At 41.7% G+C, this 19795-nt stretch carries 22 protein-coding genes; 8 read left to right on the top strand and 14 right to left on the bottom strand.

Translation table 11 applies throughout. The features are described 5' to 3' along the window. Window positions 1-138: 138 nt before the first annotated feature. The 7 genes from V7K25_RS14465 (at window position 139) to V7K25_RS14435 (ending at window position 7451) form a co-directional block, all read left to right on the top strand. Window positions 139-1317 carry a DNA cytosine methyltransferase gene (locus tag V7K25_RS14465; RefSeq protein WP_335158982.1) on the top strand — a complete coding sequence of 393 codons (1179 nt, stop codon included), beginning with the start codon at window positions 139-141 and terminating at the stop codon, window positions 1315-1317. Window positions 1318-1487: 170 nt separating this feature from the next. Then, window positions 1488-2168 carry a deoxyribose-phosphate aldolase gene (gene deoC / locus V7K25_RS14460; protein ID WP_335158980.1) on the top strand — a complete coding sequence of 227 codons (681 nt, stop codon included), beginning with the start codon at window positions 1488-1490 and terminating at the stop codon, window positions 2166-2168. A 104-nt stretch (window positions 2169-2272) separates the two neighbouring features. Next, window positions 2273-3202, top strand: a complete 930-nt coding sequence (recO, locus tag V7K25_RS14455) for a DNA repair protein RecO (protein WP_335158978.1) — start codon at window positions 2273-2275, stop codon at window positions 3200-3202. Beyond that, complete coding sequence (locus V7K25_RS14450) at window positions 3189-4826, top strand: MFS transporter (RefSeq protein ID WP_335159009.1); 1638 nt, start codon at window positions 3189-3191, stop codon at window positions 4824-4826. The genes recO and V7K25_RS14450 overlap by 14 nt, the downstream gene beginning before the upstream one ends. Before the next feature lie 352 nt (window positions 4827-5178). After that, a complete protein-coding gene (locus V7K25_RS14445; protein WP_335158977.1) occupies window positions 5179-6327 on the top strand; it encodes a glycosyltransferase family 4 protein in 1149 nt (382 codons plus the stop codon). A gap of 119 nt (window positions 6328-6446) precedes the next feature. Beyond that, window positions 6447-6842, top strand: coding sequence for a hypothetical protein (locus V7K25_RS14440; protein ID WP_335158975.1), 396 nt, complete (start codon window positions 6447-6449; stop codon window positions 6840-6842). A gap of 165 nt (window positions 6843-7007) precedes the next feature. Then, window positions 7008-7451 (top strand): DUF29 domain-containing protein, encoded by a 444-nt coding sequence (locus V7K25_RS14435; RefSeq protein WP_335158973.1) that lies wholly within the window; start codon window positions 7008-7010, stop codon window positions 7449-7451. Window positions 7452-7512: 61 nt separating this feature from the next. Here the strand turns inward: V7K25_RS14435 and V7K25_RS14430 are convergent, their stop codons facing one another. From V7K25_RS14430 to V7K25_RS14395, 8 genes are all read right to left on the bottom strand, one after another. Next, window positions 7513-8325, bottom strand: coding sequence for a peptidase (locus V7K25_RS14430; RefSeq protein WP_335158971.1), 813 nt, complete (start codon window positions 8323-8325; stop codon window positions 7513-7515). A gap of 10 nt (window positions 8326-8335) precedes the next feature. Further along, window positions 8336-8569, bottom strand: a complete 234-nt coding sequence (gene secG, locus V7K25_RS14425; RefSeq protein ID WP_109011945.1) for a preprotein translocase subunit SecG — start codon at window positions 8567-8569, stop codon at window positions 8336-8338. A gap of 105 nt (window positions 8570-8674) precedes the next feature. After that, on the bottom strand, window positions 8675-10273 hold the full coding sequence (gene gpmI / locus V7K25_RS14420; protein ID WP_335158969.1) for a 2,3-bisphosphoglycerate-independent phosphoglycerate mutase: 1599 nt from the start codon (window positions 10271-10273) through the stop codon (window positions 8675-8677). Between the two features lie 221 nt (window positions 10274-10494). Then, window positions 10495-12180: an ABC-F family ATP-binding cassette domain-containing protein gene (locus V7K25_RS14415; protein WP_335158967.1), complete on the bottom strand. Its 1686-nt coding sequence runs from the start codon at window positions 12178-12180 to the stop codon at window positions 10495-10497. A 154-nt stretch (window positions 12181-12334) separates the two neighbouring features. Further along, window positions 12335-13117: an Rpn family recombination-promoting nuclease/putative transposase gene (locus V7K25_RS14410; protein WP_335158965.1), complete on the bottom strand. Its 783-nt coding sequence runs from the start codon at window positions 13115-13117 to the stop codon at window positions 12335-12337. Between the two features lie 34 nt (window positions 13118-13151). Beyond that, window positions 13152-13649, bottom strand: coding sequence for a hypothetical protein (locus V7K25_RS14405; RefSeq protein ID WP_335158964.1), 498 nt, complete (start codon window positions 13647-13649; stop codon window positions 13152-13154). Between the two features lie 455 nt (window positions 13650-14104). Continuing rightward, window positions 14105-14563, bottom strand: a complete 459-nt coding sequence (locus tag V7K25_RS14400; RefSeq protein WP_335158962.1) for a DUF29 domain-containing protein — start codon at window positions 14561-14563, stop codon at window positions 14105-14107. A gap of 217 nt (window positions 14564-14780) precedes the next feature. Next, the gene (locus V7K25_RS14395; RefSeq protein WP_104906418.1) at window positions 14781-15143 is read right to left on the bottom strand and encodes a helix-turn-helix domain-containing protein; all 363 of its coding nucleotides are present in this window, start codon (window positions 15141-15143) and stop codon (window positions 14781-14783) included. 240 nt (window positions 15144-15383) lie between these two features. Between V7K25_RS14395 and V7K25_RS14390 the strand changes: the two genes are divergently transcribed. Next, a complete protein-coding gene (locus tag V7K25_RS14390; protein ID WP_335158960.1) occupies window positions 15384-15863 on the top strand; it encodes a hypothetical protein in 480 nt (159 codons plus the stop codon). 61 nt (window positions 15864-15924) lie between these two features. On the opposite strand, the gene prfA is transcribed toward V7K25_RS14390, so the two are convergent. The 6 genes from prfA to rplQ all read right to left on the bottom strand — a co-directional run bounded on the left by prfA (window position 15925) and on the right by rplQ (window position 19780). Beyond that, window positions 15925-17022, bottom strand: coding sequence for a peptide chain release factor 1 (gene prfA, locus V7K25_RS14385; RefSeq protein WP_335158958.1), 1098 nt, complete (start codon window positions 17020-17022; stop codon window positions 15925-15927). Between the two features lie 101 nt (window positions 17023-17123). After that, complete coding sequence (gene rpmE / locus V7K25_RS14380) at window positions 17124-17366, bottom strand: 50S ribosomal protein L31 (RefSeq protein WP_109011936.1); 243 nt, start codon at window positions 17364-17366, stop codon at window positions 17124-17126. A gap of 139 nt (window positions 17367-17505) precedes the next feature. Then, window positions 17506-17922 carry a 30S ribosomal protein S9 gene (gene rpsI, locus V7K25_RS14375; RefSeq protein WP_012410698.1) on the bottom strand — a complete coding sequence of 139 codons (417 nt, stop codon included), beginning with the start codon at window positions 17920-17922 and terminating at the stop codon, window positions 17506-17508. Beyond that, window positions 17922-18383: a 50S ribosomal protein L13 gene (rplM, locus tag V7K25_RS14370; RefSeq protein WP_194045858.1), complete on the bottom strand. Its 462-nt coding sequence runs from the start codon at window positions 18381-18383 to the stop codon at window positions 17922-17924. The genes rpsI and rplM overlap by 1 nt, the downstream gene beginning before the upstream one ends. Before the next feature lie 116 nt (window positions 18384-18499). Next, on the bottom strand, window positions 18500-19348 hold the full coding sequence (gene truA, locus V7K25_RS14365; RefSeq protein WP_335159007.1) for a tRNA pseudouridine(38-40) synthase TruA: 849 nt from the start codon (window positions 19346-19348) through the stop codon (window positions 18500-18502). Window positions 19349-19429: 81 nt separating this feature from the next. Further along, window positions 19430-19780 carry a 50S ribosomal protein L17 gene (gene rplQ, locus V7K25_RS14360; RefSeq protein WP_118167591.1) on the bottom strand — a complete coding sequence of 117 codons (351 nt, stop codon included), beginning with the start codon at window positions 19778-19780 and terminating at the stop codon, window positions 19430-19432. Window positions 19781-19795: the final 15 nt, after the last annotated feature.

The following is a 19795-nucleotide window of genomic DNA, read 5'->3' as shown; positions in this document are numbered from 1 at the left end:
ATATTAAACACTTAGAGGAATTGTGAATTTTTTTACTATTTAAGCAATCTTAAAATTGTTCATTTTTTAGTGGTACGTAAGTATAAACCCTATATCTTAAGATATTAATTAAGACTGTTTCACGGCAGTATTTATTGCATGAGCGATCGCCCCTGTATCTTCTCCTTTTTTGCTGGTTCAGGTTTTTTAGATTTAGGTTTTGAAACCAGTAGTTTTAAGGTTGTTTACGTCAATGAAATTTTTCCTCCATTCATGACTGCATACCGCTATTCACGGCAGGTTCTCAATCTCCCATCGCCAGAATACGGGTATCATGATGGAGAGGTAGGAGATGTAACCCAACTTCTCGAAGGGTTACAAACACAACACCTCCGGAAGCTAGTACAAGACTGCCGTAAATTTAATAATATTGTCGGCTTCATTGGCGGGCCTCCCTGCCCTGATTTTTCTATTGGTGGGAAAAATAGAGGACGTTTAGGAGATAATGGCAAGCTTTCCTCTGCTTACGTTGAATTAATTTGCCGCAATCTTCCAGATTTCTTTTTATTTGAGAACGTTAAGGGACTGTGGAGAACAAAAAAGCACCGTTTATTTTTTGAATCGCTCAAGCAACAATTACTGGAAGCAGGCTATATACTAACAGAGCGATTGATTAATGCTATCGAATATGGTGTACCTCAGGATAGAGAAAGAATTATTCTCATTGGTTTTCGAAATAGTTTTATAAAGGATATAGGAATAAAAGTCGGTAGTGAAAAGTTTTTACATGAAGAGGCTTTTCCTTGGAACAATCACATTTTATATCCTCAAACAAAGGTTTTTGCTTATCCTTGGCGTAAGTCCGAACCATTCCAAGAAAATTCTATAATGCCTTGTCCTGACGGCATCCCTCAAGAATTAACAGTTGAATACTGGTTTAGAAAAAATAATGTCCTGAAGCATCCCAATGCTGAAAACTGTTTTCAACCAAGGGCAGGAATTGCAAGATTTGCTGTTATTGATGAAGGAGATGATTCTAAAAAGTCTTTCAAGCGTCTTCACAGATGGCGTTACTCTCCAACAGCTTGCTATGGAAATAATGAAGTACATTTGCATCCCTATAAAATCCGGCGAATATCTGTGGCGGAAGCTTTAGCAATACAATCTTTACCTGCAAATTTTGTACTTCCAGAGAATATGTCACTCACGAATATGTTTAAGACTATTGGTAATGGCGTACCATATTTGGCATCGGAAGCTTTAGCTAAAACTATTTTTGACTTCTTAGCAACTGGTGTGAAAAATGCTGTTGATATTTCTAAGTTTACTACTGCCTAATGTCAACTTAAACACTTACAATAATTCTGCGACATCTACAAAGTTAACATCCTAGAAAAGTCAGCAGCTTCTTTTCACAATAAACTTGTCATAAATATGGTTTAATATATATATAAGAAATGTTTTAATTTTTTATAAAGTTTAATAATCAATGACTGGCAGAAGACACGATGGCAGCAGACTATCCAAACATTGATATTGCGCCATTTATCGATCACTCCCTCTTAACGCCAACTGCTACTCCAGAGCAGGTTGAGCAGTGGTGTGAAGAAGCATACAGATTCAATTTTGCGGCGGTTTGCCTATTTCCCGCCCATGTCAAACAAGCAGTCGAACTGCTGCACGGCAAGAATCCGAAAGTCTGTACGGTGATTGGCTTTCCTTCTGGTGCGACGACTTCAGCAGTGAAACTGTATGAGGCTCAAGAAGCGGCGGATAATGGGGCTACTGAGTTAGATGTGGTAATGAACTTGGGCTGGTTGAAAGCTGGAAAAACTGAAGAAGTCCACCGGGAAATTGCCGAAATTTGTGAAGAGACTGGGCAAACTGTCAAGGTAATTTTGGAAACTAACCTGTTGACAGATGCGGAAAAAAAAATAGCTGCTGAAATAGCTATGGAGGCGGGAGCGGCATTCTTAAAAACTAGTACAGGTTGGAATGGTGGTGCAACAGTGGCAGATGTACGACTTTTGCAGGAATTTGCAAAAGAAAAAGTAGGAATTAAAGCCTCAGGTGGTATCCGCACTATCAATCAAGCTCTAGACTTAATCGTAGCGGGTGCTACTAGATTAGGCACATCTCGCGGTATCGATTTGATCCGCCAGCGCGATAACCTGGGAAAGGGTGAATAGTCATTTGTCCTTTGTCCTTTGTCATTTGTCATTTGTCCTAAGCTAATGACCCTTAAGCAATGACTAATGACTAATAACTACTAATGACTAGTGACTAATGACTAATGAGTAGAACCTACAAAGCAACGGGAATTAATCTTAAAACCCAAGTGCTGGGAGAATCGGATAAAATAGTGACGATTTTGACACCAGAATTCGGTCTGATTCGAGCAGTAGCTCCAGGGGCACGCAAGCACAATTCCAGCCTGGGCGGCAGGAGTGGTATGTTTGTTGTGAATGAACTATTGATTGCGAAAGGGCGATCGCTTGATAAAATTACCCAAGCACAGACGTTAAAAACTTATCCTGGGTTAGCTAAAGATTTGGGAAAATTAGCTGCCAGTCAGTATTTAGCAGAAATAGTCTTGTGTCAAGCTTTGAGCGAACAACCTCAAGAAGAACTTTATGAGTTGTTCAATGAACATCTCCATCGGTTGGAGGCGTTATCTAGTGCAAATCCATCTGGGGTTTTGGCTCATTTGGCTCATGGGGTGTTTCACCTTTTAGCATTAGCAGGAGTAACGCCACAAGTGCAAGTCTGCTGCCTATCTGGACACCTCCTCAAGCCAAATTTTACAGACCCAAACTGGCAGGTAGGATTTAGTATCCCTGCGGGTGGAACAGTTTCTTTAGAAGCTTGGGAACGTTTGCGAAGAGAGGGTGAGAGGGAGAGGGAGATACAAAGAAATTCATCTTTTTCTCCATCACCCAATCACCCCATTATCCCATTACCTGCAAAACCTGGCTCCCAAACAGTTGTTGTGCATCGGCAAGAAATACCTGTGATTTCTAGTCGTCCGGGTGCTATGGAACTGGCTTTGCTTCAACATCTGTCACAACCAGAGATAATGCAAATTGATGGTGCTAGAGATTATGACTGGTTATCTGTTGAACAGATTTTGCGCCAGTATGCTCAGTATCAATTAGGTCGCCCTATTCGCTCTGCTACCTTGATCGACTCTTATTTTGCTGCCAACCATGATGCAACCGTCTGATTTGGATAAAAAAATCCTGCCTTTGTCACCAAGCCTCGCAAAAAAACAAAATAGGATATCAGATCCTACAGTTAGGAATCACTTGAGTGCTGTTTCAAAGTGTACACCTAGTCAAATAAATGGACAAGAAATGTCCCCAAAAGACGTTTCTAAAAACGAGCAAAATTGCACAGACCAGATTCCAAAAACTAATATTCTAAGTCAATCAGAAAAACAATCTGAGGACAAATTAACTACTGCCCAAGAAGATAGCAACGGGCAAATGCCAGTAGCTACTATCCCAGAAAAAGAACCACCAACATTAAATGGATCTGGTTCTGGTGGAGAAGCTGTTTCAGGAAATATCAAACAGCAGGGGTTTTTGCCTGTATTAAAAAACCCTAATTTTCTAGCTCTTTGGGGTGGTCAAGTTTTCTCCCAACTAGCAGATAAAGTTTATTTGGTGTTGATGATTGCTTTGATTAATACTCAGTTTCAGGCTAGTAATCAAAGTATTAGTGGTTGGGTATCAGTCTTGATGATGGCTTTTACGATTCCCGCCGTATTGTTTGGTTCTGTTGCTGGTGTGTTTGTCGATCGCTGGTCGAAAAAGGCTGTGCTGGTGGCAACGAATATTTGGCGCGGTATCCTGGTTTTGTCAATTCCCTTTCTGATGTGGTTGACTCATGACTGGAAACCCATAGGAGTTTTGCCAGTTGGTTTTTTGATTATTCTGGGTGTGACTTTTTTAGTTTCGACGCTGACGCAGTTTTTTGCACCGGCAGAACAGGCGGCAATTCCCTTAATAGTAGAAGAACAGGATTTACTCTCGGCAAATTCGCTTTATACGACAACGATGATGGCATCGGTGATTGTTGGGTTTGCTGTCGGGGAACCATTGTTAGCGATCGCTGATGGACTTTGGCTGCAAATTGGTGGTAGTGGTAGTTTGGGCAAAGAATTTTTAGTAGGTGGTAGTTATGCGATCGCAGGAATAATTTTATTCCTCTTAGCAACTAAGGAAAAACACTACCATCCTGATACAGAATTCCCTCACGTATTCTCTGATTTGCGAGATGGTTTTGCCTACCTTAAAGCAAATCATCGTGTCCGCAATGCTTTGCTTCAGCTGATTATCTTGTTTTCTGTTTTTGCAGCATTAACTGTTCTAGCGGTTCGCATGGCGGAAATCATTCCCAACATGAAAGCTTCCCAGTTTGGCTTTTTGCTAGCAGCTGGTGGTGTTGGCATCGCTGCGGGAGCAACACTTCTAGGCCAATTTGGTCAACGCTTCTCCTACACCCAACTAAGTCTGTACGGTTGTATGGGTATGACAGCATCTCTGATTGGTCTATCAATATTTACAACCCAACTGTGGCTAGTCCTGTTACTGGTGGCGCTATTAGGTATCTTTGGGGCACTAGTGGGAATTCCTATGCAAACCGCAATTCAAACAGAAACACCTCCAGAAATGCGAGGTAAAGTTTTTGGTTTACAAAACAATGTAATTAATATTGCTCTCTCCTTACCTTTGGCATTAGCAGGTGTAGCAGAAACCTTTGTAGGATTACAGGCAGTTTTTTTGGGATTAGCTGCGATCGTCTTTTTAGGAGGTATCTTAACCTGGTATAACTCACACAAATAGTTATCAGCTAACAGGAGCTATTATTCATTACTTTAAGTAATTAATATTTACTTAAAGCTTTTCTGTTCATGGTAAACTGTGGTAAGTGAAAATTTATCACATACTTGCGGGATATCAATCTCACATTAGTCAAAATAAGTTGTTTAAATATCAGAAATTAACAACTTATAAGTAGAATAAATAAAGCCATAAATCTCCTGGTTTAATCAGCTTAAAATAGGCTTTTTAAACTAGATTCTGTTGGAAATCTGTAATAACTAAAAAAACCAGCAAGTATAGTTAGATAAAATAAAAATCACCAAGGACACACAAGTAATAGATCAAACCCGCTTTTCTTACAGCTAAATAAAGAATGCGTATAGCCTGGATTGGAAAAAAATCACCCTTTTGTGGCAATGTCACCTACAGTCGAGAAATTACAAATGCCTTGCTAGATAGGGGACATCAAGTTAGCTTTCTTCACTTCGCCCAGGAAGAGTCTGAACCTGATAATTGGCCAAATCTTCGAGAGGTTTCCCTCCCTTTCATTTACAAGTCCCAGGTTTATACAATTCCCACTTTTAAAGCAACCAAACTTTTAACGGAGTCGCTGCGGAAAATCAAGCCAGATATAGTCCATGCTTCTTTGACGCTATCTCCTCTAGACTTTTTTCTACCGGAAATCTGTGAGGAACTGAGGTTGCCCCTAATTGCCACTTTTCACACACCGTTTGCTGGCAAAGGAGCAAAGCTGATATCGGGAACACAACTTCTGGCTTATCAGCTTTACGCGCCTTTTTTAGTTAACTACGATCGCGTGATTGTATTTTCTCAAATTCAGCGAGAATTATTAGCAGGGATGGGTGTGAGGAAAGAAAATATTGCTGTAATTCCCAACGGTGTTGATACCGCTAAGTATTCTCCAGGATTATCTCAAGTCAAAACAGAATTTAAAGCCGAACGCTTGTTTGTCTATCAGGGCCGAATAGCACCAGAGAAAAATGTCGAAGCCCTCCTCCGGGCTTGGAAGCAGTCTGCAATGGGGCCTGGTACTAAGTTGCTAATTGTTGGCGACGGCCCTTTAAAGTCTTCCTTAGAGCCGTTTTATGGTTCAGAATACGGCATTATCTGGTTGGGATTTGTCGCTGATGAAGACCGACGCATTGAGATTTTGCGGGGCGCAGATGTATTTGTTTTGCCTTCATTGGTAGAGGGTTTGTCCCTATCTCTGTTAGAAGGAATGTCGTGCGGGTTGGCTTGTTTAGCAACAGACGTGGGTGCAGATGGAGAAGTATTAGAAAAGGGCGCAGGTGTAGTTATTAGTACTAAAACAGCGCGATCGCAATTAAGAACTCTCTTGCCAGTATTGCAAGACCATCCAGAGTTAACAACCTTACTGGGGCAAAAAGCAAGACAGCGTGTATTAGACCGCTATACCCTTAGTAAAAATATTACTCTACTGGAAGAACTTTATAAAGAAGTTTTAGCACAACGACCTCTACCGCTAAGTCGTAGAGCTTAGGGGAAGAAGTGCGATCGCACTGTAAATCTTAAGATGGCAATGAGTGCGATCGGGTAAAATAGAAATACCTAACTAAGAATTCTCTTACCAGTTTTACAAGGCTATCTAAAGTTAAAAAAATGAAGTATCATGCAAGTCAGATAACGGTGAGAAATACCCCTGGCTTAGAGCAGTTAGAAGACGGAAAGTGCTGCCGAACATACATCTATTGCTTCACAAATCCGTTGCCTGAGCAAAACGTTATCGACCAAATTGCAAATAGTTTGGAGAAGAGATTCACCTTTTCAAAGGAAGTATATGAGATTCCTGAAGATGTTGAAATTTGTGCATCTATTTTCATGGAGCGTTTACAAGATAACGAAGCCAGAGTTCGTGTTTTGACAAATCAACCAGAAGAAACTTGCGTTTACATCTTTGGGATATCCACTCTACCACGCAAAATTGAGGAAAGGTTTGGAATTGTACAGTCGATTCAGGGGGAACCGCGAGAGAATTGGATTACTGACAGACTGTAGGGTAGAACTTTTGGTTGGTTGTTTTTCTGGGAATCGCTGGATATCTTCTGACTTAACTTATCAGTGCTGTGTATCTTTTTTTTCTGGGCAATTATCAGCAAAAATTAATAAATTAGTTAACATAAAATAATAAATAATAGTAAATTAAAACTACAAAATCAAAAAATGGCTGCAATCATCGACATAAAAACATTATATGAATCCAATTACCTGCAATGGTTAGAGGAGAATATCAAATGTCTCAAAAACCGACAATTAGCAGACGTTGACTATGAAAACTTAATAGAAGAATTGGAATATTTGGCTAAGAAGGAAAAAAGGCGAGTAAGAAGTTTATTGGAACAAATTATTAGACATTTATTACTTTCTCAATATTGGGATTTAGAAAAGCCAAGAAATGCTAATCATTGGGCTGCGGAAATTATTAGTTTTCGTAACCAACTAAATGAAGATTTAAGTGCCAATTTACGCAATCATTTAGAAGAGAATTTCAGCATAATTTATAGCAATGCCTTAGATTATGTTAAGGCTAAAACAAATTTAACCAATTTACCTGAATTATGTCCTTATACCTTAGAGCAAATTTTAGATAAAAATTGGTTGCCTTAATCTTAAATTTTGATTTTTTACACAAAACATATTCATATTTTAACTCAGCAACACCATAAAATTAAGTCGCTGAATTATCTACTAAAGACCATCCCAAAGTAGTTGGCTGTTCATAAACCCGCTTTAGAGTATTTACATCTCTGGGAGAAATAGGCGACGGGTTACGAACTTGAGAAAAATATAGCGCATCAGTTTGTAGCGGACTATGACCCCAGATTCCTAGTGCATGACCGAATTCGTGGCGGGCTGCTGCAATGAGATACTCACCTGTTTGACTGGGACTTAGCAAGATGGTGAAGCGGTGGGATAAAACTTTGTTGCTGGTGTATAACTCGTAAGTAGTTTGTGCTGATCGCGCACGAGGTATATTAGTACCAGGGGAAATTTGTAAAGGTGGCGCTTTTCGTGCGATCGTAATATCAGCAATTTCTGGCTGTTCGACTATTGTTAAAGGTAAATAATTATTCCACTCCTGTACACCTTGTAATACAGCATTAACCCATACCTGAGCTTGTTTTTCGCTGATTGATATTGGTGTTTCTACGTAAACTAGAATCGGAAATTGCGACCAAACTAAGTAACCTACTTGGGTTGTTGTGACTTGAGAAAAGTAGTCACCACCGTTTGTGCTATCTTGCCACTGTGCAAGTGCGGACGGTAGGGGATGGGGTTTTAGGGAAGATGAGGTAGGGAGAGAAATTATTAAGTCTGAATATGCAGATTTTGTTTTTATTGTCAACCCATCACTCGACTGAAGATTAGTAAAAATGATTAACAGCCCTGTGCCAATAAAAAAGGCAAGAGCTGTAATTAACCGTCGTGAAATTAAATCTATTAAGGTGTTGAGTATGGGATGTTTAGTTTTTCTCCCCATTTACCTATCCTTATTTAGGTAGCCAACCAGCACTTAAAACTACAGTTAAACCGAGAAAAATTACTGTCAATGCCCAAGTAATTCGGTTTAAGGTATTTTCTGCACTCTTGGTGCTGCTAAATAGCTGGGCTTGTCCACCAATGGCCCCAACGCCATCACCTTTAGGGCTATGCAGTAAAACTAAGATAATCAAACCAGTGGCGGAAAATGCCCAAATGCCTTGCACGATATTACTAACTGTCATGGTAGGAATCTCATTTATAAAAAGTTTCAAAAAACAGAATTCAGAATTTAAAATTCAGGAGTTAGGAGTTTTTAATGAACTCCTAACTCAGCATTCAGGACTATTTTACAGCCCTACTTGTACGGGGGTGCGAGTGCGTTGCAACTCATATTCTGCTGTTTTTAGCAGCGATCGCCCGGTCATTTCTGGTGGCTGAGGCAGCTGTAAAATCTCTAGAATCGTGGGAGCGATGTCGGATAGCTTACCATCGCTTCGCAGTTCGACATTTGTACCATATCCAGGGATTTTAACTCTTTCTCCTTCCACCAAGATGAAGGGGACTGGGTTAGTGGTATGAGCTGTCCAGGGATTACCCCCTTCATCTAGCATATACTCAGCGTTGCCGTGATCGGCAGTAATAATTGTTGTACCACCGGCTTTGATAACGCTCTCTAACAACCGTCCCAAACAGCGATCGACTGTTTCAATCGCTGTAATGGTAGCATCGATTTGACCAGTATGCCCTACCATGTCTGGGTTGGCATAGTTAATCACAACTAGGGAATATATAGCCTTTTGAATCGCAGCGATCGCTACATCTGTAACTGCTGCTGCTGACATCGCTGGGGCGTGATCGTAAGTAGCTACCATTGGGCTGCTTACTAATTCCCGATCTTCTCCAGCAAAAGGTTCCTCTAGACCCCCATTAAAGAAATAGGTGACGTGGGCATATTTTTCTGTTTCGGCGGTGCGTAACTGATTCAGACCATGATTAGCTATTACTTCTCCCAGAATATTACTGAGATTCTGAGGCTCAAAGGCTACATCTACGAGTAAGTCTGAATCATACTGTGTAAAAGTGACAAAAGACAGGGGTGTGATTTGCTGTCTTTCAAAACCGTTAAAAGTAGGACTGACCAAAGCTTGAGTCAGTTGTCTGGAGCGATCGGGGCGGAAGTTGAAAAATATTACCCCGTCCCCTGGTTCTATTGCGCCGGGTGCAATTCGGATGGGGTTGATAAATTCATCTTTCACCCCTTCGGCGTAAGATGCTTGCAAGATTTCCACAGCCGTGCGATCATCACCCACACCATCTTGGGTGATTACATCGTAGGCGCGTTTGACCCGATCCCAGCGGTGATCGCGATCCATCGCGTAGTAGCGACCGCTGAGGGTGACTATGCGCCCAATTCCTGTACGGTCTATATAATTTTGCAGCAGTGTGATTGCTCTTACACCGTCAGTTGGGGCGGTGTCACGACCATCGGTAATGGCGTGAATACAAACTTCTGGAATTCGCTGGTCTTTGGCTAAGTCAAGTAGTCCGAATAGATGGGTGATATGCGAATGTACCCCTCCCTCAGAACAAAGCCCTACTAGATGCAGCTTGCTATTCCGAGAACGAACTTCCTGGCAAATTTTGACGAGTGCTGGGTTTAAGGCAATAGAACCGTCTTCGACCGCATCAGAGATGCGTACCAGTTCTTGCGGTACAACTCGCCCGGCACCAATGTTCAGATGACCTACTTCCGAGTTGCCCATTTGACCTTCTGGCAACCCTACGGCTTTTCCTGATGTGCGGATGAGGGTATGCGGGTAGGCTGCCCATAAACTTTCCATAATGGGAGTTTTAGCAGCAATAATGGCGTTTCCTCGCTTCTGGTCGCAGTAGCCCCATCCGTCTAAAATGACTAGCACCACAGGAGCAACAGGTGCTTTGGTCATAGTAAAATTGCCCTTTACTTTTTGTAATACCCGAATGATACCACTGCTAAACCACGCCGCAAGTGAATTTTTACTTATTAATTTCTTTTATGAAAGACTTGCAGTTTTTTGAATGATTTTTTAAACTTTAGCAATTTTTATGTAGTGTTGCTGATCGCTAATAACAAGTGATTACTTAGTAGTAGCATTTTAGCACTACTACTAAGTCTATACTCGATCTATTATTTCTTTTTACTGGAAGCTTTTGCAGCTTTTTTAGCAGATTTTTCAGCAGCGATCGCAGCTAACTTTGCTTGTTCTTTTTCTTCGGCAATTTTCTGGAGATAGTAATGATAGTCTCCTAAGTAAACTCGGAATTCACCATCACGAATTTCGACGATTTTGTTAGCTACTTGAGAAATAAAGTAGCGATCGTGGGAAACTACAATTGCCGTACCATCATAATTTTTGAGCGCTTCTTCCAGCATTTCCTTCGCTGGAATATCTAGGTGGTTTGTCGGCTCATCTAAAATTAGTAAGTTTGCAGGACGTAAGAGCATTTTTGCCAAAGCCAGACGAGCTTTTTCTCCTCCACTTAATGCCCCAACTGCCTTAAATACAGTATCACCAGTGAATAAGAAGCGTCCCAAAAGCGTGCGGACTTCTTGATTATCCCAGTCTGGAACTTCATCATGGATAGTTTCCATGACAGTTTTCTTCAAATCCAAAGCTTCAGCTTGATTTTGCTCAAAGTAACCGGGAATAACGTTGTGATCCCCTAATTGAACGCTACCTTCTGTGGGTGGTTCCATACCCATAATTACACGCAGAAGGGTAGATTTTCCAGCACCATTGGGGCCAAGAAATGCAATGCGATCGCCTCTTTCAATTAGCAGATTTGCTGCCAAAAATAAGATTTTATCACCATAAAGATGAGTTAAATCTTTAATATCCACTACCTCCCGTCCACTGCGGGGTGCAGGGGGAAAACGGAAGTGGAGAGTTCTTACACCAGCAATGGGTGCTTCAATGCGCTCGATTTTGTCCAGTTGCTTTTCCCGGCTTTTTGCCTGGGTACTGCGGGTAGCACTGGCGCGAAATCTATCAACAAAGGTTTGCTGTTTCTCTAATTCTTTCTGTTGGCGTTCGTAAGCACTCAGTTGTGCTGATTGACTTTCGGCTTTTTGTTCTAAATATGCCGAGTAGTTACCAAGGTAAGTACTGGAAACACCACGTTCAGTTTCCACAATTTGGGTGCAGAGGCGGTCAAGGAATTCCCGGTCATGGGAGACTATTACCATCGGCGTAATTAGCCCTCTGAGGTAATTTTCCAACCACTCAATGGTTTCTAAATCTAGGTGGTTAGTCGGTTCATCCAGCAGCAACAAGTCGGGTTTTTGCAGGAGAATTTTCCCTAAACTCATCCGCATCTGCCAACCACCACTGAAGGCACTGACGAGGCGATCGCCATCTTCTAGCCCAAACCCCATCTCTGGTAAAATTTTCCCAATGCGTGCATCTAAGTTGTAGCCATCCAAGGCTTCAAATTTGCGCTGCAAGCGATCCAACTTGTCGATTAGTCGATCCAGTTCCTCTGGGCTAGCCGTTTCCATCTCTTGTGGGATGTGCGCCAGAGATAACTGGACTTCGTTGGCTTCTTTAAAGACAGTCCAAAATTCTTCTCTAACGGTGCGGGTGGGGTCTACTTCAAATTCTTGGTTGAGGTAAGCTATGTGTAAGCTATTAGGACGGATAATTTCGCCTGCGGTGGGTTCAATTTCCCCAGAAATGATTTTGAGTTGGGTGGATTTTCCAGCACCGTTGACACCGACTAAGCCAATGCGATCGCCTGGTTTAACTTCCCAGTTGATATCTTTGAGAACTTCGCCTGTGGGATAAATTTTACTTATATGTTCTAGTCGCAGCATTAAGTTTCTCTCAGGTAGGGAGTGGGTGATTGAGGACGAAGTACTAACACCGCCTCTAATATTAACAAAAATTAACTATAAATTTGTCGTGAGAAGTCTGGAAGCCGCAAACCAAATTTGGCTTGAGCCACGGATAAAATTTACCACATCTATCTCAAGGCTGGCTTTGTGTTACTTGTCTAACTTCTTCGACACTTAAATCTAACGCTTTTGCTACTTGTTCTACAGTCAACCCTGCTGCCAACATTGCTGGTACTGCTTTGAGTTTACCTTGTTCAACACCTTCCTGAAAGGCTTCCTGATAAAATCTGGTTTGCTTTAACTCGTTTAAGCCAAACATTTCCTCCATCTCCTCCCTACTCATTGTGGGAAACTTGTAAGCCAAAATAGTCTCTATAAATTGTAATAATTGCTGCTGTTTTGGTAGTGAGCTTATCTCTGACTTGGTTCTGTCTATCAACTCCCAAGCTTTAGCGATCGCTATATCGTCGGTTGCAATTACTAATTTAGCAGTTGCAATGCCAATTGGAAGCGATACAGTTTCACCTAATTCATCCAAATAAATGCGCCTGACACGCCCACTTGTGAAAAACTCACGGTAATGTTTGATATCTCCTGTATCTACATTCCTGTTTGGGTATAAAACCACAGCACCCCAATCATTTAATGGTTGATTATGACGGAGGTATAAACATATTTCTGCAATTAGCCGTGAATAAATTTCCCCATCTGCCTGAAATTGCACTTCAAGAAAGTAAATCTGGTTTTCACTTCCTTGTGTAGGCAGAAACACACCATCGATTCTGAAGGCTGTTTGTTTGATTTCAACTGATGAAAATTGATAAAGGCTAGCTTCTTCTGGAGGATTACCAATAAGTTCAAAGAATATATCAGGGAATTCTTGAAACAGCCTATAAAATATGATGTCTGTTTTCACAATTCTATCTGAGTTGAAGATTTTGTTTTGCTGTTTATGTCTTGCTTGATTCTTCACAACCATCTCGCACTTTCAGCAATTGCTCTTTTGCCATTCCTAATATACGTGAAAGGGGCGCTAATAAACTATCATCAAATGCTTGTGCAGCATAAATATTATTCAGTTCGGTAGGGGATAATTTAAAGGTGTCGCAGAACTTAGCAAACTCCTGGTTACTCAAGTCAAGCTCTTTTTGCCTATCATGAAGTAAAACTGCGATCGCTCTAGTTCCATGCTTTGGACGCTCACTAGTTTTTACATATTTTTCCATTAAAAAATTGACTTTTCTGGTATCGCCACCGATTTTTTTAATTAAATCAGTACAAGCCATTTTCAGCGCTTTCTTTAAAACTTCTTCTTCATTTAAATTTTTAATAATTTCACTGGCATATTCTGGTTTAAAAAATCCCACCAAATTGCCTTGATGATAAACTGGTATATAAGGATTATTTGTTTCAAGTTGCCAATCTAAAGGCTCATTGCGTAGCGACATAGCTGCACCCCTAAATATTTTAAGATTGCACCATTTTAAAACCATTTATTAGTTACCCGCCAGTGCTTAGATTTTGGTCATATATAAAAATATGGTTTTATTCTTACTAAGCCAGGACTTACGTAAAGACTACGATTTTACGCCATTACGAGCGTTTGCGTTAGCGTCTCGAAGAGAAGCGAAATAATCGCAAAGGTTTAGTTTTTCGTGACGAGTGCGTAAGTCCTCTAAATATACTAAATCTGGTATTATCCTTGACTAAGTATTGCAATTCAAGTTATAGTATTGCAGAGCTTATAAGATTATCTAATAAAACCTGATTTAGAATGAACATTAGAGGATGATGATTCTTTTTTTAACGAATGACGAATAGAGTTTAAATTTTCGATTGGTGATTACCTTAAGTAGTTTTAGCAATTCCTATGTTATGAATTAATTAAGAAAAATGGTAGTAATTATCCTTCCCAGTCTTGACGAGTATCGCACAGAAAATTGTCTGCGATCGCATCATCAAATAAATACGGGCAATGCTCTGGAAAAGTTCGTAATGGTAAGTTAGTTTCTCGTAGCGCCAAATCAACTCCCGCTTCAAAGCCATCTAATAAAGCTTCTTCTATTCGAGACTTTAAGCTAGGGTTCTGCCGCAGATGCCTATGAATGGCGCGACGCTGTTCTCGAATTGTTAAAAACCAACTGCGACAACGTTGTTCGGGTTGATATTCCCACTTTAAGAGATGACCGAGTAATACACTCAGACAACTCACGAGTTCCCGATACTCCTGTCTCCCCAAAGCTTGAATTTCCTCTTGCAGGTGTTGCCAGTCTAGTTCCATAACTAGCCTCTGCTCTAATGCTTTAGCCTGCTGCTGTGTCCAGCCATAGAAGTCTTGGTCATACAAAAAAGGTTTATCCATAGAGTTGAATCTTGACAGCAAGAGACGACGAGCTATAGCGCTTCTGGGTTCAGTCCAATACAGACCTAACCCCCAGCCCCTTCCCTACAAGGGAAGGGGAGTAAAATTCAAAGCCTCTCTCCTTTTAGGAGAGAGGTTTGGAGAGAGGTCAGAGTGTATTGCATACAAACGAGAAACGTTATATTTTAATGATTTAAATTCAATTCCGAACAAATATTCAACTAGCCTTCGCCTCATCCCCAGATGCTTCAGCCACAGCCGCCAATCTATCTGCCGCAGCTTGGACGATTTGAGCCACTTGGGCCAAAGGCATGTGCTGGATTTGTCTAAGAATCAGACTCAAATCAGAGGTTTCTGGAATTGGCTTGCCATCTATGCAGCTGATTAACTCTTCCATTGTGTAGCCTGCTTTCGATGCGATTTGAGCCAAATTTTCTGTATCTGGCACCTTTACACCTTTTTCCCACATCTGAACAGCAGTAGCAGATACCCCCAAAAGCTTACCAAATGCTCGCTGACTCATTGAACCGCGAGCTAGTTTAATGATTTCAATCAGTTTTTGTTTGCTTTCGATCTTCACTGCTTATATAGCTAGCCAACTTTATTTACAAGTTTACTTTCAATAATACAAGTTTACTTTTATATTGACAGCCTTGTGTTTTAGTACTAAACTATATCTCTGGTTGTAAATCGGCAACTACAGGCATCAAGTTAGTAGACTAACCCATCTATCTTTAACCAACCCAAAAAACTTAGTTTGCTACAGCACTTCAGCTAGTAGCTCAACTTTGCTGCGAAGAAATAATATCGAAGGTGCATCATGTTTCGCAAGCCACGCAAAATTAATCAATATCGCCGCAAAGGTAAAAATCTTATAGCCACTAATAAAATTAAACCAGAACAGTGGAACATTTCTGATGCAGAAACCAAAGAAGCTTTAAAAGTTAAAGGCTACGATGTTAAGCAAATCAAAAAAATCCACCTTCTGAAGCATCAAGTGTGTATTTCCTACTGGGATGCAAAAGGCAATATATGCAGCAGCTTTTTTAGCTACCGGATTTTTGCGCGTTGGCAAAAGGAAATAGAGAAGTTAATTTATACCTATCAAACCCTGAAGGAATGGGCGAAGCTAAACTACGTTATGAAGTACGAATTTGCCTATTACCATTATCCCAGTGAAATAGAAGATGCACTCCACACGATATTAGAAAACCACCTGCGTGTGTTAAAAGCAACATTACAACAAGTGGTTTTACAAGTTCAGAATGAGCAACAAAACCCTCATGTAGAGACGCGATAAATCGCGTCTTCAAAGACCAATAACCCATAACCCAAGCTATTGGGATATTTAACAGCAAAAATTAGTTAGCGGCAGAAGTCGCTAACTCCGCCAAACGTTCTTGTTGGTCTAAAGATATACAAGACTGGATAAGTGTCTCTAAATCACCATCCAAAACAGGGGTAAGGGAATAATTCTGACCTAACCGATGATCGGTAGCGCGGTTATCTTTATAATTATAGGTGCGAATTTTTTCCGATCGCGATCCAGTACCAACCTGCGATCGCCGCATGGAAGTTACAGCTGCTTGTTGTTCGCCTAACTTGATATCATACAACTTCGCCCGCAGAATTTGCATCGCCCGTTCTTTGTTTTGCAACTGGCTGCGTTCTTCTGTACAGAAAATGCGTATTCCCGTTGGTTTGTGCATCAAGTCAACAGCTGTTTCCACCTTGTTGACGTTTTGTCCACCAGCACCACCAGAACGAGCTGTAGTCATTTCAATATCTTTCGGGTCAATGTGAATTTCCACATCATCGACCTCTGGCATAATCGCCACCGTAGCTGTGGAAGTATGAACCCGTCCCCCAGATTCAGTTGCCGGCACGCGCTGCACACGATGCACTCCAGCTTCAAACTTTAGCTGGCTATAAACGTCATTACCTTTAATTTCGAGAATGACTTCTTTCCAGCCACCCATTTCTCCGCGAGATTCGCTCACTAGAGAAACTTTCCAACCTTGAGTCTGGGCATAGCGGGTATACATCTGCATCAAATCGCCAGCCCAAATGCTTGCTTCATCGCCACCAGTACCAGCGCGAATTTCCAACATGATATTCTTTTCATCATTGGGGTCGCGTGGTAGCAGTAAGACTTTTAAGCGAGACTCTAAATGTTCTATTTTTTCTTCTAGTTCTTTTACTTCCAGTGCTGCCATTTCTTGCAACTCTAGGTCACTTGCAGATTCTTTATAAACCTGACGCGCTCCGATCAAGTCTTCTTGGGCTGTTTTCCAAATTTCATAAGTATTAACTACCTCTTCCAAAGAAGAACGAGACTTAGCAATTTCTTGATACTCATCAGGATTGCTAGCGGTATCGGGGTCGCCAAGACGACGTGTTAATTCATTAAAAGTTTGTTCAACGGATTTTAGTTTGTCCAGTAAGTATGATTCAGCCATGACGAGTGCGATCGCTCCTTAAAAATAACAAATTGGCTCGAGCATATAAATGAAAATCGACCCAGCTGATGCAGGGCCGTCTTAACAGCAGAGCCAACCCGCTACTTTTTGTTTTGATCGTCGCCAGATGTTTGAGTGCTGCTCATGCCGTACTTGCGGAGGAAGCGCTCTACTCGGCCTTCAGTGTCAATAATCTTCTGAGTGCCGGTGTAAAATGGGTGATTTCCAGACCAAACATCTACATGCAATTCTGGCTTGGTAGAGCCAATGGTCATAACAACTTGACCGTTGCAGTAAACTTTAGCATCTGGATACCACTTGGGGTGAATATCAGCTTTAGCCATTGTTCCTTTTGTGATGAATCTTATATCAATTATAACTTTCAGGTTTCAATTGGAGCTAGGGAGTGGGGAGTAGGGGGAGATAAGGAAGTGGGAGAAACCAATGCCCCATGCCCATGCCCAATTCCCAATGCCCAATTCTCTAACGCTTAGAGTACTGAGGTGCTTTCCGGGCTTTATGTAAACCATATTTCTTCCGCTCTTTTGCTCTCGGATCGCGAGTCAAGTAACCTTCGGTTTTCAAAGGTGGGCGGTTGTCTGGGTCTAGTTGGCACAAAGCACGAGCAACTCCCAAACGAACAGAATCAGCCTGTCCGGTCAAGCCGCCGCCTTCTGCTTTTACCAAAATGTCATATTCGTTTTCTAATCCCAGAGTTTCCAGGGGTGCTTTAATCACTCCCAGGTAGTTAGGGTTAAATTGGAAATACAAGTTTCCATCTTTACCGTTCACAGTCAGTTGACCGGTGCCTGGAACCAAGCGTACCCGTGCTACTGCGTTCTTACGACGGCCAGTACCCCAGTATACGGCGCGACCGCTATTAGCATCTGCTACTACCATTAATTTTCTTCTCCAGGAATTGTACTAACTTTTAGTTCTTTAGGTTTTTGAGCATCGTGGGGATGTGTAGGCCCAGCGTAGACTTTCAGCTTGGTGAACAACTGCTTACCGAGGCTATTTTTAGGTAGCATACCTTTAACAGCTTGTTCTAAAATTCGCTCTGGTATGCGGTCTTGCAGTTTAGCGAAAGTTTCCGTTTTCATTCCACCGGGACGACCAGAATGGCGGCGGTAAAGCTTTTGAGTACGCTTTTTGCCTGTGACTGCTACTTTCTCGGCATTGATGACGATTACGAAGTCACCTGTATCTAGATGAGGTGTATATTCGGGTTTCTTTTTGCCTCTCAATACCTGAGCGATTTCACTAGCGAGGCGACCGAGGCGTTTATCGGTGGCATCTACTATGTACCACTCACGCTCAAGGGACGCTTGAGAAGGAAGGTATGTTTTAACTGTTGTCATTTGTCATTTGTCCTTTGTCATTTGTTATTTGTCATTAGTCATTAGTCATTTGTTATTTGTCAGTTGTCCTTTGTTATTCACTAATGACCATTGTAGAGACGCGATTAATCGCGTCTCTACTGACCAATGACTAATGACTCTTGACTAGTGACGAACTTTGGCAAGGTGTCGTACCAAATCTCTTTTGGAAAGGGAAAATCTGGATAGCCGACTCGCAACAAGCATAAGCCTTGGGGCGGTGCGGCGTGTTTCACTTCTTCTCGACGTTGTTCTTTCCAGAGTTCGGTGAAGCTAGAAAGTGTTCGTTGTCCAGAACCTACTTGTACCAGCATCCCTACCAACAGCCGTACCATGCCATACAAAAATCCATCTGCCTGTATTTCAATATGGATAAATGGCCCACTGCGACGACAGTCTGCTGCTTGCACCTCTACCCAGGAATGCGATCGCTTTGAGCCTGCCCGGTGAAAAGCAGCTAAGTGATGCTTTCCCAAGAGAGGTTTCAGGGCAGCTTGGATTAAGGATTCATCCAGGGGTGCATAATAATAATGCCAACTGAAGGGTCTAACAAACAAGTTAAGTCGATCTTCAGTGTATATTGTGTAGCGATATCGTCGATAGGCTGCACTAAAGCGGGCGTGCCAACGGTTATCTACACTAGCTGAAGCCCTGATTAATATATCTGGCGGCAGATAGCTATTTAGGATTGTTGCCCACTTGTGAGGGGGAATTAAACCTGTAGCTTCAAAATGGGCTACTTGAGCAGCAGCATGAACTCCTGAATCAGTTCGCCCAGCACCATGTAGTGTCACATGATACCCAAGAATAGTAGCGATCGCTCTTTCTATCTCTTCTTGGACAGTCCGTTGTTTTTTTTGCCGTTGCCAGCCATGAAAATGAGTGCCCAGGTATTGGATTACCAAGGCTACTCGATGAGTTTGTGTAGGCTGGTGGCTTTCTAACATACAGATTTTGTCCTTTGTCATTTGTCTTTTGTCAGTTGTCCTTCGTTATTCACTAATGACTAATGACCAATGACTAATGACTTAAACCAATTCAATTATTGCCATTTTTGCATTATCGCCCCGACGCGGTACGGTGTGCAGAATGCGGGTATAACCGCCCTGGCGATCGCCATATCGAGTTGGAGCTTGCTCAAATAGAGCGTGAACCAGTTGTTTGTCGAAGATATAGCCAAGAGCTTCTCGACGTGCTGACAAGGAGCCATTTTTGGCTAGGGTAATCATTTTTTCCACTTCACTTCTTAGAACTTTCGCTCTAATTAAAGTGGTGGTGATCTTACCATGACGGATCAGCTCGGTGGCGAGCGATCGCAGTAAAGCACGGCGTTGATCGGCTGGTTTACTGAGTTTTTTGACGCGACAACGGTGACGCATAATTATGCACTATGA

It is taken from the genome of Nostoc sp., from assembly GCF_036919495.1.
Taxonomy (GTDB): domain Bacteria; phylum Cyanobacteriota; class Cyanobacteriia; order Cyanobacteriales; family Nostocaceae; genus Nostoc.
The sequence above is the reverse complement of the archived record's forward strand: the minus strand, read 5'-3'. Positions and strand labels throughout refer to the sequence as shown.